At 72.3% G+C, this 13,910-nt stretch carries 11 protein-coding genes and 1 riboswitch; of the genes, 7 read left to right on the forward strand and 4 right to left on the reverse strand.

From position 1 onward, the window contains the following. Window positions 1-96: 96 nt before the first annotated feature. A complete protein-coding gene (locus tag SM447_RS05695; protein WP_474571649.1) occupies window positions 97-1,485 on the reverse strand; it encodes a hypothetical protein in 1,389 nt (462 codons plus the stop codon). A gap of 237 nt (window positions 1,486-1,722) precedes the next feature. Then, window positions 1,723-3,309: a C40 family peptidase gene (locus SM447_RS05700; protein WP_474571650.1), complete on the reverse strand. Its 1,587-nt coding sequence runs from the start codon at window positions 3,307-3,309 to the stop codon at window positions 1,723-1,725. A 258-nt stretch (window positions 3,310-3,567) separates the two neighbouring features. Between SM447_RS05700 and mqnE the strand changes: the two genes are divergently transcribed. The 7 genes from mqnE (at window position 3,568) to SM447_RS05735 (ending at window position 10,824) form a co-directional block, all read left to right on the forward strand. Further along, window positions 3,568-4,737 (forward strand): aminofutalosine synthase MqnE, encoded by a 1,170-nt coding sequence (gene mqnE, locus SM447_RS05705; protein ID WP_474571651.1) that lies wholly within the window; start codon window positions 3,568-3,570, stop codon window positions 4,735-4,737. Window positions 4,738-4,760: 23 nt separating this feature from the next. Next, window positions 4,761-5,189, forward strand: coding sequence for a hypothetical protein (locus SM447_RS05710; RefSeq protein ID WP_474571652.1), 429 nt, complete (start codon window positions 4,761-4,763; stop codon window positions 5,187-5,189). Window positions 5,190-5,277: 88 nt separating this feature from the next. Next, window positions 5,278-5,568 (forward strand): DUF4229 domain-containing protein, encoded by a 291-nt coding sequence (locus tag SM447_RS05715; protein WP_474571653.1) that lies wholly within the window; start codon window positions 5,278-5,280, stop codon window positions 5,566-5,568. 163 nt (window positions 5,569-5,731) lie between these two features. Further along, the gene (locus SM447_RS05720) at window positions 5,732-7,624 is read left to right on the forward strand and encodes a M14 family zinc carboxypeptidase (protein WP_474571654.1); all 1,893 of its coding nucleotides are present in this window, start codon (window positions 5,732-5,734) and stop codon (window positions 7,622-7,624) included. A gap of 169 nt (window positions 7,625-7,793) precedes the next feature. After that, window positions 7,794-7,854, forward strand: a riboswitch (cobalamin riboswitch). 110 nt (window positions 7,855-7,964) lie between these two features. Then, on the forward strand, window positions 7,965-8,900 hold the full coding sequence (locus SM447_RS05725) for an ABC transporter substrate-binding protein (RefSeq protein ID WP_474571655.1): 936 nt from the start codon (window positions 7,965-7,967) through the stop codon (window positions 8,898-8,900). A 32-nt stretch (window positions 8,901-8,932) separates the two neighbouring features. Further along, window positions 8,933-10,036 (forward strand): FecCD family ABC transporter permease, encoded by a 1,104-nt coding sequence (locus SM447_RS05730; RefSeq protein ID WP_474571656.1) that lies wholly within the window; start codon window positions 8,933-8,935, stop codon window positions 10,034-10,036. After that, a complete protein-coding gene (locus SM447_RS05735) occupies window positions 10,033-10,824 on the forward strand; it encodes an ABC transporter ATP-binding protein (protein WP_474571657.1) in 792 nt (263 codons plus the stop codon). Before SM447_RS05730 ends, SM447_RS05735 begins: the two co-directional genes overlap by 4 nt. Here the strand turns inward: SM447_RS05735 and SM447_RS05740 are convergent. Further along, a complete protein-coding gene (locus SM447_RS05740) occupies window positions 10,814-11,578 on the reverse strand; it encodes a VOC family protein (protein WP_474571897.1) in 765 nt (254 codons plus the stop codon). The genes SM447_RS05735 and SM447_RS05740 overlap by 11 nt on opposite strands. Before the next feature lie 138 nt (window positions 11,579-11,716). Then, complete coding sequence (locus SM447_RS05745) at window positions 11,717-13,759, reverse strand: HelD family protein (RefSeq protein WP_474571658.1); 2,043 nt, start codon at window positions 13,757-13,759, stop codon at window positions 11,717-11,719. Window positions 13,760-13,910 lie beyond the last annotated feature (151 nt).

Genomic DNA, 13,910 nt, shown 5'->3' on the forward strand with positions numbered 1-13,910 from the left:
TCAATGATCACCGACCAGTGTACGGCGGTTGACCCGCGCCCACGCGTCTCGTGGCCGGGTAGTGGGCGGACTCACCCGCGCTGCGCGATCCGTCCGTCACTCCGGCGGGACGCTGCTCGCGGCGGCCAGGGCGTCGTTCGCGAACAACACCACCAGCACGCTGATCGCCACCAGCACCGCCATCGCGACCCCCATCAGGATCACGACCCGGAGCGTGCTGCTCGACCTCTCGGCTGCCGTGTCCGCCCAGCCCTGCGCCAGGATGTGCCCGGTCAAGGAGCCCGAGTTCTCCTGCTCGCCGGTGGGAAAGGCCAGGGTCGCCGAACTCTCCGTTCCGGCGTAGTACGCACTCAGGTCGGACCCACCGGGACGGTGCGTCTCCGCCGAGCCCTTGAGCAGTCCCGGACGGGACGAGGGCCGGGGTGCGGCACCCGTCGAGCTGGGCGAGGGTTCGTCCCGGCGACCGGCGGGGCTGGCCGGTGGCGGCCAGACGGGCAGCGCCGGTGCCGGTACGACAGGAGCCGGCTCGCCGCCCTCGCCGCCGGGCGGGACGTTGCGGGGCACGCCGACCACGGACGTCCCGGCCGGGGCGGCGCCGGCCGTCGCGGGCGGCGGCGGGAACGGCGGTGCCGGCATCGGCCCGGGCGGCGGCGGTGGTGCCGGCACGGGCGGACCGGGAGGCGGCGTCGGCGGGCCCGGAACCGGTGGTGCGGGTCGGGGGCCGGGCGGCGGAGCTGGTGCCGGTCCCGGCGGGTACGGCCCGGGAGTCGGCGGTGCCGGGGCCGGGGAGGGCGGTGCCGGCGAGGGCGGGGTCGGTCCGGGTGGAGTCGGTCCGGGCACCGGAGGATGGGGTGCGGGATCCGGCTCGGGTGCGGGGGGCGTCGGCGGCTCGGCCGGCTCCGGTGGCCGGGCGGGCTCCGGCGGCTCGACCGGTCGGGGGTCGACCGGGGTGGACCGGTAGACACCGGAGGCCCTGCCGCCGCTGCCCGCGGCCTGTGCCTCGTCCACGCTCACCTGGCTGACTCCAGGAACCCGGACGCTGGCCCGCGCCGGTCTCGGCGCTCCGGCCTGGCCGCTGGGCCGGCCGGTAGCCCGCTGACCGGGAACGTCGGGGTTGCCCGTCGCGGCAGCGGCGACACCTCCGCTCGTACCCGCCGGCCCGGCAGTGGCCGTGGCCCGGTACGTGGTGCCTCCGGGTGAGCCGGGCGGTCCGGCGTCGGCCGGTCGCTGGGACACGCCGCCGGGGACCGTCACCCGGGCGACACCTGCCCGCCCCCGGGCCGGCCCCGCCGAGTGGTCCGTGCCGCCCGTCTGGCGACGGGCGGAGGGCGGGGTGGAACCCGCGGGTCGTACGCCGCCCTGGGCGGTGCCGTGGGCGTCATCGGTGGCCGGACCCGAGGCAGCAGCGGCCGGTTCGGGCTCGGCGGCTGCGGTAGGGGTAGGGACCGGCCCGGCCGGGCCCGCCGCAACCTCGTGCTCCGTCATCGTCGCCTCCACGCCACGCTTGCCACCGGACCCGTGCCGCCGGACCGGGAGTGCCTGAGAGACACCGTGCCACATTCCGCCCGTGCGGCACACCCGGAGCACGGACAGCGCACCGGGTGTCATCGGCCGCCGGCCGGATGGTCACCGGGCGACGGCCGACGCGTCGGTCCCGCCGAGCCGCAGGTGGCTCCTGGTAGGCGGCGCGATGGCCGCCGTCACCATCCGCGCCGGTCAGCGTCAGTCGTCGGCGGACGGGCCGGCCGAGACGCTCTCCGCCGGCGCCCCACTGCTGGCCGCCATGGTCGGACCGGTGCTGGTGGCGGACGTGGTCGGAGCGAGACTGCTGGCACCGAGCGTCGGTGAGGACTCGCCCGACGGCGAGCTGGTCGCCGACGGGGTCGCCGAGGGAGTCGTGGAGCCCGACGGCGTCGGTGTCGGGGTGGTGGATCCCGACGGGGTCGGTGACGGCGAGGTGCTGCCCGACGGGGTGGGCGAGGGAGTCGGCGTCGTGGTCGGCTTCGGCGTCGTGGTCGGCTTCGGCGTGGGCTTCGGCGTCGACGTCGGCTTGGGCGTGGGCTTGGGCGCCGGCGGCTGCGACGGTGTGGGGGAGGATGTCGGTCCCGGAACCGCGCCCACCACCCGGGTCGCCGCGTACAGCCGGGACCACCGGACGGTCGAAATCTTCACCACGTCACCGGTGGTCGGTGCGTGGATCATCTTGCCGCCGCCGATGTACATCCCCACGTGGTGGATGCTCGTCCAACTGCTGCCGGAGGCGAAGAAGAGCAGGTCGCCGGGGAGCAGGGCGGTGCGGGGCACCGTCCGCGAGCTGGTCGCGCGGTACTGGTCGCGGGAAACCCGCGGCAACTGGTAGTGACCCGCCGAACGGTATGCCGCCCACATCAGGCCCGAGCAGTCGAACGCGTTCGGTCCCTCGGCCGCCCAGACGTACGGGTCGCCGAGTTGCTTCCGGGCGTACGCGACGGCGGCCAGCGCCGTGGGGTGGGCGACCAGCCCGCCGGCGGACTGGTCGACGTAGTCGGCACCGAGCTGTTGCTCGGCGGCCTCCTGCTGGCGGGCCAGCTCGATGAGCTGCGCGGCGTTGTCCTCGCGCAGCTTGAGCAGCTTCGCCTCTTCGTCACGCAGTGCCCGTTGGGTGGCGGTGTACTGCTCCTGGACACCCTGGAACCGGGACTGGGCGGCCGTGTAAGCCTGCGTCGCCACCTGCTCCTCGGCCCGGGTGCGGGCCAGCGCGCCCGATGCCGGTCCGGTGGCGTGGTCGACCTTCTCACCCCGGTTCGCCCGGCTGAGCAGGTCGAGGTCGCGCAGGGCGGTGGCGAAGTCCCCCGGCGGCAGCGCGGCCGCCGCCTTGATCGCTTCGGCGGCGACCTGGTCGGCGCGCTGCTGCGCCTGCTGGACCGCACCCCGGGCGAACTCGAGGTCACGCTCGGCGGTGCGGAACTGGGTCTCCACGTCGTTGCGCTGCTGCTCCAGTTCGAGCAGCCGGGTGCCCAGCTCGGCGACGCGCGCCTCGGCGGCGTTGATCTGGATTTCCAGTGCGCTGGCACCCGGGGTGCCGAGCGGCGGGGTCACCAGGCCCGGGGTGGCTCCGGCGGGCGCGCCGGGCAGTTGGAGGGGGCCGGTGACGACCGGGCGGGAGCCGGTGTCGGGCACGGTGACGGGTACGCCCGGCTCGGCGTACGCCGGTGCGGCGAGGACCGCGCTGGCGACCGCGGCGAGCAGTGTGGACCAGAGCGCCGGCCGTAGCACCGGCGAGACCACCGGATCCCGTCGCCGCTGCCGTCCGCCCGCGCTGTCGATCATTCCGCTCCCCGCTTGTCTTGCACTGCCACGCCGGGTCGGCGCGGCGGTTCGGGACGCTACCAGGGTGTGTCGTGCCCCACCCTGTCTTACCTCACCGGACGCAGTGATGTCGATGTCTGCCCGGGTAACAGGAGGCTGAGAGTCCGGTGTCCGGCGCACTTTCGGCAGACCACGGTGTGAGCTGCGGGTGCGGCCGACGTAGGCTCGGGTTGCGACCGGGACCCGGTCGCAACCGCAGGTGGGAGGGACGGGCTTTCGATGGACGCCGGACTCAAGCGTGAGCTCGAAGCGAAGGTGTACGCGGGGGAGCGACTGACCCGGGAGGACGGGATCGCCCTCTACTCCAGCGACGACCTGACCTGGTTGGGTCGGCTGGCCCACCACAGGCGCACCGAGATGAACGGCGACCGGGTGATGTTCAACGTCAACCGGCACCTGAACCTGACCAACGTGTGCAGCGCGAGCTGCGCGTACTGCTCCTTCCAGCGCAAGCCGGGCGAGAAGGACGCGTACACGATGCGCATCGACGAGGCGGTCCGCAAGGCCAAGGAGATGGAGGACGAGCAGCTCACCGAGCTGCACATCGTCAACGGCCTGCACCCCACGCTGCCCTGGCGCTACTACCCCAAGGTGCTGCGCGAACTGAAGGCCGCCCTGCCGAACGTCAAGCTCAAGGCGTTCACCGCGACCGAGGTGCAGTGGTTCGAGAAGATCAGCGGGCTCGGTGCCGACGAGATCCTCGACGAGCTGATGGACGCCGGTCTGGAGTCGCTGACCGGCGGCGGCGCGGAGATCTTCGACTGGGAGGTCCGCCAGCACATCGTCGATCACGCCTGCCACTGGGAGGACTGGTCGCGGATCCACCGGCTGGCGCACAGCAAGGGGATGAAGACCCCGTCGACCATGCTCTACGGCCACATCGAGGAGCCCCGGCACCGGGTCGACCACGTGCTGCGGCTGCGCGAGCTGCAGGACGAGACCGGCGGTTTCCTGGTCTTCATCCCGCTGCGCTACCAGCACGACTTCGTCGACTCGGCGGACGGCAAGATCCGTAACCGGATCCAGGCCCGGACGACGATGGCCTCGCCGGCCGAGTCGCTGAAGACCTTCGCGGTCTCCCGCCTGCTGTTCGACAACGTCCCGCACGTGAAGTGCTTCTGGGTGATGCACGGCCTGTCGGTGGCTCAGCTCTCGCTCAACTTCGGCGTGGACGACCTGGACGGCTCAGTCGTCGAATACAAGATCACCCACGACGCCGACTCCTACGGCACGCCGAACACCATGCACCGTGACGACCTGTTGCACCTGATCTGGGACGCCGGGTTCCGCCCGGTCGAGCGCAACACCCGCTACGAGGTGGTCCGCGAGTACGATGCCGCCCCCACGCTGGCGGAGCGCCGCGCCGAGCCGCAGCAGGTCTGGGCCTGACCGACGCGTACCCTGGCACGACCATGACCGAGCAGCAGAGCGCGTTTCCTCGCCGGGACGAGGAGGGGCGTATCCGGACCCTGGGCGACCTGTTGGGTGTCGGCCTGGCCGGGGTGGTGATCGGGCTGCTGGTGCTGCTGCTCTTCGACGTGGCCTTCGCGTGGCTCGGTGCCGGTGACTTCGGTCAGGCCAACGGTTGGCTGGCCGTGATCCTGCCGGTCTGGCTGTTCTGGGAGGACTTCCGGGCCTGGGAGTTCGGCGCGGCCCGGGTGGTGGCCGCGCTGATGGCCGTCGCGCTGGCGGTGGTTTCCGGGCTGCTGGCGGCCGGCGTGGCGACGGCGACGGCGCTGCCGCCGCTGCTGTCCGGTGCGCTCGCCGCCACCACGTTCACCGTGGTGTACGCGTTGGTCTGGTTTCCCGGAGTGCGCTGGCTGGCCAACCGGACGGGCTGAGGCCACCGGACCGGTCGGGTGGGACTGAGGGCGCCGTCACGGGACGGCGGAGAAGGAGTGGCGACGTGAGCGAGCGGAGCGAACGAACGTGAGTGCGGCGGTGAAGTACACGCTCGGCCGGATCGGGCTCTTCGTGGCCGTGGTGGCGGCCCTCTGGCCGGTCGACATGGACATCTTCCTGAAGTTGATCCTGGCGCTGCTGTTCTCCGCCGCTGTCTCGTTCTTCCTGCTCAAGGGGTGGCGCGACGAGATGGCCGAGGAAATGGCCGCCGCCGCCGAGCGCCGTCGTTCGGAAAAGGAGCGCCTGCGGTCCGCCCTGGCCGGCGACGACCAGGCGGGCGGCGACGGTGACGACCGGCCCGCCGACGGGAAGAGCTGAGCGTCGCTCGGCTTCGTGGAGTGTCGGTCGGCGGAAACATGTTGCCGGCATGAGGATCCGGCTGGGATGGACCAAATAGCGATCGATATTGATATGACCATGTGACCGGTGGTGGGCTGTCCGCTACCGAGCGGGGGATCCCCGCGCCTCCAGGAGGTTGTCCATGGCCTTCCGTTCCATCCCCGTCCGCCGTGCCCTGGCGCTCATCGTCGCCGCCGGGCTCGGCCTGCTCACCATCGCCGCGCCACCGGTGTCGGCCGAACCGGCGCCCAACCGGGACGCCCAACCGGCCGCTGTGCCCTACCGGGTGCTCGGCCCCAAGACACTCGCCGACCGCAACGCGGTCGCCCGAACGGGTGCCGCCATCGACTACTCCGAACACGGGGTGCTGCACGTCTCGGCCACCCGGGCCGAGGCAGCCGCCATCACCCGGCTCGGCTTCCGGCTGGAGGCGATCGCCGCACTGCCGACCGACCGTGGTCGGGTCGACCCCGGTCAGGCCGACGGTGACGTCGGGATCCTCGGCTTCCCGCCGGCCGACTCCAACTACCACGACTATCCCGAGATGATCGCGGCGGTCAACAAGGTGGTCGCCGACCACCCCACGATCGCGCGGAAGATCAGCATCGGCACGTCGTACGAGGGTCGCGACCTGGTCGCGGTGAAGATCTCCGACAACGTCGCCACCGACGAGAACGAGCCGGAGATCCTGTTCAACGCCCAGCAGCACGCCCGTGAGCACCTGACCGTCGAGATGGCGCTCTACCTGCTCGACCTCTTCACCGACAATTACGGCTCCGACTCCCGGATCACCAGCCTGGTCAACAACCGGGAGATCTGGATCGTGCCGTCGGTCAACCCGGACGGCAGCGAGTACGACATCGCCACCGGCTCCTACCGGTCGTGGCGCAAGAACCGCCAACCCAACAGCGGATCCTCGTACGTCGGCACCGACCTGAACCGTAACTGGAGCTACAACTGGGGTTGCTGCGGTGGCTCCTCCGGCTCCACCTCCTCGGACACCTACCGCGGGCCGTCGGCGTTCTCCGCCCCGGAGACGCAGGCGCTGCGCAACTTCGTCAACAGCCGGGTGGTCGGCGGCGTACAGCAGATCAAGGCCAACATCGACTTCCACACCTACTCGCAGTTGGTGCTCTGGCCCTACGGCTACACCTACAACGACACCGCGACCGGGATGAACGCCGATCAGTACAACACCTTCGCCACCATCGGCCGGCAGATGGCGGCGACCAACGGCTTCACCCCGCAGCAGTCCAGCGACCTGTACATCACCGACGGCAGCAGCATCGACTGGATGTGGGCGGTGCACGGCATCTGGGCGTACACCTTCGAGCTGTATCCGGGCTCGGCCTCCGGCGGCGGCTTCTACCCGCCCGACGAGGTGATCCCCGCGCAGACCTCGCGCAACCGCGAGGCGGTGCTGATCCTCTCCGAGTACGCCGACTGCCCGTACCGGGCGATCGGCAAGCAGGCGCAGTACTGCGGCGGTGGCGGGGGGACCACGGTCTGGTCCGACACCTTCGAGACCGCGACCGGCTGGACGATCAACCCGAACGGCACCGATACCGCGACCTTGGGTCAGTGGGAGCGGGGTGCCGCGCAGGCCACCAACTCCAGCGGGGCCAAGCAGCTCACCCCGTACGCGGGCAGCAACGACCTGGTGACCGGCCGGCTGGCCGGCAGCGCCGCCGGTGACCACGACGTCGACGGCGGCGTGACCAGCGCCCGGTCCCCGGCCGTCACGCTGCCGTCCAGCGGCACCTTGACCCTGTCGTTGGCCTGGTACCTGGCCCACGGCTCGAACTCGTCCTCGGCGGACTACTTCCGGGTCAGCGTGGTGCACAACGGTGGCACCACCGCACTACTGACCCAGGCCGGTGCGGCCAGCAACCGCAACGGTGCCTGGACGGTGTCGAACCTCAACCTCACGCCGTACGCCGGTCAGTCAATCCGGATCCTGGTGGAGGCCGCGGACGCCTCGACCGCCAGCCTCGTCGAGGCTGCTGTGGACAACGTCACCATCACCGCCTCCTGAGTCGGGCGGGGCCCCGCCACCCCCCTCGCGCGGGGCCCCGCCGCAGGACCAAACGGACAGACCGGGCTTCTTCCGGTGGTCCGTGATCGGGTCCCCACCTGGGCGACGACCTTCTCAACGGGACCCGGTCGCGGGGTGCGCTACGGTCTTAGCGACCCGCCCCAGCGAAGCCGGTGCGACACCGGCGCTGTCCCGCAACTGTGATGCCCCGTTCCCGGGGACGAGCCAGGTCGCCTGGGGCGCGGTCGCGATCCGCGCTCTCGAGGAAGGGCGCCTCGCGGACGGGCGCCCCGGCTCCCTGTCGGCGAAGCAGCACACTCCTCGACCGACAGGAGGACCGATGTCCAGACGTACCCCCAGGCTATTCGCCGCCAGCCTCGCGGTGGCCGCGATCGCTCTCGGCGCCTGCGCCGAGAAGACCGACGACACCCCCGCCACCGGTGGCAGCCCCGGCGCCGCCGCCTTTCCCGTCACCGTCGGCTCGCTGACGCTGGAAGAGCGGCCCGAGAAGATCGTCTCGCTGTCGCCGACGGCCACCGAGATGCTCTTCGCCATCGGCGCCGGTCCGCAGGTCACCGCCGTCGACGACCAGTCCAACTTCCCGGCCGACGCGCCGAAGACGGACCTCTCCGGCTACCAGCCGAACGCCGAGGCGGTCGCCGCCAAGGATCCCGATCTGGTGGTGCTCAGCGACGACCGTAACAAGATCGTCGACCAGCTCGGCGCGCTGAAGATCCCGGTCTACGTCACTCCGGCGGCGCAGACCCTGGACGACTCGTACCGGCAGATCAGCGAGCTGGGCACGCTCACCGGCAATGCGGACGCGGCGGCCGACGTGGTCCAGCGGATGAAGGACGACATCACCAAGATCGTCGCCGAGGTGCCGCAGCGGGTCAAGGCGCCCACCTACTTCCACGAGCTGGGGCCGGAGCTGTACACCGCCACCAGCAAGACCTTCATCGGTTCGATCTACGCCCTCGCCGGCCTGGAGAACATCGCCGACGCGGCCGACGCCGACGGCAGGAGCGGGGGTTACCCGCAGCTGTCCCAGGAAGTGATCGTCAAGGCCAACCCGGACTTCGTCTTCCTCTCCGACGTGAGGTGCTGCCAGCAGAGCGCCGAGACCGTCAAGGCGCGCAGCGGCTGGTCCGGGATCAACGCGGTACGCAACGACCAGATCGTGGAGCTCGACGACGACGTCGCCTCCCGCTGGGGGCCGCGCGTGGTGGACCTGCTACGCACCATCGTGGACGCCACCGCCAAGGCGTCCGAGTGAGCGAGGTCAGGCGTTAACAGGGGACCCTTCCTATGCACCAGGCGTTAAGAAGGGGCCCTTCCTTCACCCCGGCCGGGGCGGCGGTTGCGTCCCGGCCGGCGGGCCTGCGGCGGCGCTGGCTCGCGGCCGGCGTACTCGCCGTACTCGTCGCGCTGGTGGCGGGGGTCTCGCTCGGCCCGGTCAGCCTGCCGCCCGGCAGTGTCGCGATCGAACTGCTCAACCTGCTGCCCGGGGTGCACCTGGAGAGCGGGCTGACCGAGCGGGAGATCGCCATCGTCACCGAGCTGCGGCTGCCCCGGGTGGTGCTGGGTCTGCTGGTCGGCGGGCTGCTCGCGCTGGCCGGCGGCGCCTACCAGGGGGTGTTCCGCAACCCGTTGGCCGACCCGTACCTGCTCGGCGTCGCGGCCGGGGCCGGGCTGGCGGTCACCGTGGTGCTGACCCTGGGCGTGGGGGCCGGCGGTGCACTCACCGGGCTGCCCGTCACCATCCCGCTGGCGGCCTTCGTCGGTTCGCTCGGCGCGGTGGCGATGACCTACCTGCTCGGCTCCGCCGGTGGGCGCAGCCGATCACCCGCCACGCTCATCCTCGCCGGGGTGGCCGTCTCCGCGTTCCTCAGTGCCGGGCAGACGTACCTGCTCCAACGGCACGCGGAGAGCATCCAGCAGGTGTACTCCTGGCTGCTCGGGCGACTGGCCACCGCCGGTTGGCAGGACGTCCGTCTGGTCCTGCCGTACTTCCTGCTGACCAGTGTGATCATCCTGCTGCACCGGCGGGAGCTGGACGTGCTCTCGGTCGGTGACGACGAGGCGGCCAGCCTCGGCCTGCACCCGCAGCGGTCCCGGTACCTGCTGATCGCCGCCGCCTCGCTCGGTACTGCCGCCGCGGTCTCCGCCTCCGGCCTGATCGGGTTCGTCGGCATCATCGTGCCGCACACCGTCCGGATGCTCGCCGGATCGAGCTACCGGGTGATCCTGCCGCTGTCGCTGCTGTTCGGCGGCGCCTTTCTGGCCCTGACCGACGTGGTGGCGCGGACCGCCGCCGCGCCGCAGGAGATACCGATCGGGGTGGTCACCGCCCTGCTGGGCGGCCCGTTCTTCGTGGTGGTGCTGCGCTCCGTCCGGCGGGTGCTCACATGACCCCGTCCGCACCCGCCGTCGAGGTCCGGAAGCTACGGATCAGCCTGGACGGTGCGTCGATCCTCGACGGCGTCGACCTGACCGTCAGCACCGGCGAGTGGGTCACGGTGATCGGTCCCAACGGTGCCGGCAAGTCGACGCTGCTGCGCGCCGTCGGCGGCCTGCTCCCCGCGCCCGACGCCGTCCGGCTCTTCGGTACGCCGCTCAACGGGCTGCGCCGCCGGGAACGGGCCCGGGTCGTGGCCACGGTCGCCCAGTCACCCGTCGTGCCGCCCGGCATGGCGGTGCTGGACTACGTGCTGCTGGGCCGCACCCCGTACATCCCTCCGCTGGGTCGGGAGTCGGCCGCCGACCTCGCCGTGGTGCACGAGGTGCTCGACCGACTGGATCTCGCCGGCTTCCACGCCCGGGAACTGGCCACCCTCTCCGGCGGGGAACGGCAGCGGGTCTTCCTGGCCCGGGCGCTGGCCCAGGGCGCCACCCTGCTGCTGCTCGACGAGCCCACCAGCGCTCTCGACATCGGTCACCAGCAGGAGGTTCTCGAACTGGTCGACCAGCTACGCCGCACGCACGGCCTTACGGTGCTGGCCACCATGCACGACCTCTCCATCGCCGGCGAGTACGCCGACCGCATGGTGCTGCTGGCCGACGGTCGGGTGGTCGCCACCGGCCCACCAGAGCAGGTCCTCACCGAGGACCTGCTCTCCCGCCACTACCGCGCCCACGTGACGGTCATCCCCGGCCCGCACGGCCCGCTGGTCCTGCCCACGCGTCCCGCTAGGGGGTGAGGGCGATGAGGGAGAAGAGGGCACCGTGCGGGTCGCGCAGGGCGGTGATCCGGCCGGCGGGAATGTCGCGTGGCGGGACCAGGATCGTGCCGCCCAGTTCGGCGGCGTGCGCCGCGGTGGCATCCGCGTCGGCGACGGAGAAGTAGACCGTCCAGTAGGCCGGTGAGTCGTCCGGAAACTCGGTACCCAGCGGTGGCATCATGCCCGCCACCACCCGGTCACCCAGGCGCCAACCGGTGTAGGCGGCCTGGCCCATCGGCTCCTCCTCCGGCTGCCACCCGAAGACCAGTTCGTAGAAGACCTTCGCCCCGTCCGGGTCGGGAGTGACCAGTTCGGTCCAGCTCATCGCGCCGGGGACGTCGAACACCTCGGCACCGGCGAAGGTCATCGGCTGCCAGACACTGAAGGCGGCCCCGGCCGGATCCGTGAAGACCGCCATCCGACCCCGGTCGAAGACCTCGAACGGCGGCACCACCACCTGCCCGCCGGCCCGCTCCACCCGGCCGGCGACCAGGTCGGCGTCGTCGGTGGCGACGTACGTCGACCAGATCGGCACCTGGTCCGGCACCGCCGGTGGACCTGCTCCAGCCACCGCCCGTCCGCCCAGCAGGAAGACCGTGTACCCGCCCGTCTCCGGCTCGGGGTCCACCCGGCCGGTCCAGCCGAACAGCTCCGGGTAGAACCGCCGGGCCGCGTCGAGTCCCGGTGTCGCCAGGTCGGCCCAGCAGGGGGTACCCGGTGCGACGCTGACCACGGCCACCCCTCTCACCCCCGGGGGACCACCGGCGGGCCACCCTCCCCGGCATGGTGGCACCGGTCCGCCGTCGTCCGGGGCGGAAACGGGCCGAACGTCAACTGAACCGGCGACCCCCCGGCCGTGCCGGCGGAGGCCTCAGCGCAGCGGCGCGGGCAGCGGCTCGGCGTGCAGCACGGACAGCCGGGACACCGCCCGGGTGAGCACCACGTACAGCCGGTGCAGGCCGCGTGGCTCGGCCGCCACGATGGCGGCCGGCTCGACGGCGATGACGTGGTCGTACTCCAGGCCCTTGACCAGGGTCGCGGGCATCACCGTGACCCGCGCGCCGCCGGTCGGCTCGTCGGCGGTCACCGTCTCGATCCCCGCCTCGGCCAGCGCCGTGCGCAGCCGGTCCACCGCGTCGTCGGCGGCGATGACGCCGATCGACCCCTCGTGCGCGAGCGCCGCCCGTACCTCGGCCACCGTCTCCCCGGAAAGATCGGTCACGGTACGCACCTCGAGCGCGCCGTCGCCGCGCAGCGACTCGGCCGGCGGCACGTCGACGGCCAACGCCGGAAGCAGCCGGTTCGCGAAGGCGAGCACGGCGGCGGGCACCCGGAAGCCGATGGTCAGTGGCACCACGGTCGCCTCCGGCTTGCCCAGGTGACGCAGGGTCTCCCGCCAGTCGGTGGCCGCCCACGGCGCGGTGGCCTGCGCCAGATCGCCGAGGAGGGTGAGCGAGCCGTGCTCGCTGCGCCGGGCGACGACCCGGCACTGCATCGGGGAGAGATCCTGGGCCTCGTCCACCACGACGTGGCCGTAGCCCGTCGACCGTTCGAGCAGGCCGGCCGCCTCGTCGATCAGGACGGCGTCCGCCGCCGTCCATCGGGTCGCCCTGGGCGTACGCCCCAGGCCGGTGCCGACCCGGCCGAGCAGGGCCTGCTCGGCCGGATCGAGCAGTCCGTGGGCGGCGGCGGCGAGCCGGTCCGGATCCGTGTACAACGCATGCAGCAGGCCCTCCGGGGTGAGCGCCGGCCAGACCGCGTCCAGGAACGCGGTGACCGGTTTCGAGCGACTCATCCGGCGCAGCCACGCGTCGCTCGGCGACTCCGCCCGCCGCGCCTCGGCCTGCCGTTGCAGCAACCCGACCACCCGGGCGCGGATCCGCTCCCGTCCCACGGTGTACGGGGGACGCTCCGCCCGGGTCTCGTGGACCAGCCGGTGCAGCGGCTCCAACCCGATCCGCCAGCGGAGCGAGCCGTCGGAGACGACCATCGGCTCCACCGGCTCGCCGACGTACGCGTCGACCGCCCGGCGCAGCACCTCGGCCATCCGGGCGTCGTGCTTGAGCGTGGCCACGACCGGGGGGTCCACCGCCCGCACCGACACCCGGTCGACCAGATCCTCCACGGTGGCCTGCTCCACCTCCACCTCGCCCAGCGCGGGCAGCACCGCCGCGATGTAGCCGAGGAAGGCCCGGTTCGGACCCACCACCAGCACCTTCGACCGCCGCAACCGCTCGCGGTGCAGATAGAGCAGGTACGCCGCGCGGTGCAGCCCCACGGCGGTCTTCCCGGTGCCCGGTGCGCCCTGCACACAGATCGAGTCGGCCAGGTCGGCTCGGACGAGTTCGTCCTGCTCGGGCTGGATGGTGGCGACGATGTCGCGCATCGGTCCGACCCGGGGCCGCTCGATCTCGGCGGTGAGGATCCGGCTGGCCGTGCCGAGTTCCTCGCCCCGGTCCAGATGCTCGTCCTCGAAGCTGGTCAGCACCCCGTCGCCGAACCCGAAGCGGCGGCGCACGGCGAGACCCTGCGGGTCCCGGGCGCTGGCCCGGTAGAACGCGCGGGAGACCGGCGCCCGCCAGTCCAGCACCAGCGGTTCGCCCTGCTCGTCGGTGACGTGCCGGCGACCGACGTGGTAGCGCCGACCGGCGTGGTCGGCCTCCGCGTCGCCGAAGTCGAGCCGGCCGAAGAAGAGTGGGGTGCGGGGGTCGTCGGCCAGCTCGGCGACCCGCCGGGCGAGGTGCCGGCCGAGCTGTTCGGCGGTGTAGGCGTCCCCGGCCACCTTGTCGCCGGTGGCGAAGAGCGCTTCGGCGCGTTCCCGCATCCGGTGCAGGGCCTCGCGGGACCGGGACAGGTGCGCCCGTTCCGCGGCCAGTTCGTCCTCCAGGGAACCCCTCTGGGCGTGCAGGCTCATCCACGTACTCCTCGAAACGGGAAGAAGGCTGCCGCTCGCGTTTCCGACTCGTGGGTCGGCGCGGGGACGTCCGCTGCGGTGCTACTCACCGCGGCCGTCGGGCGGAACGAACAGCCTACTCCCGGGCGTGCCGTGGACAACCGGTTTTCCG

It is taken from the genome of Micromonospora aridisoli (assembly GCF_056150025.1).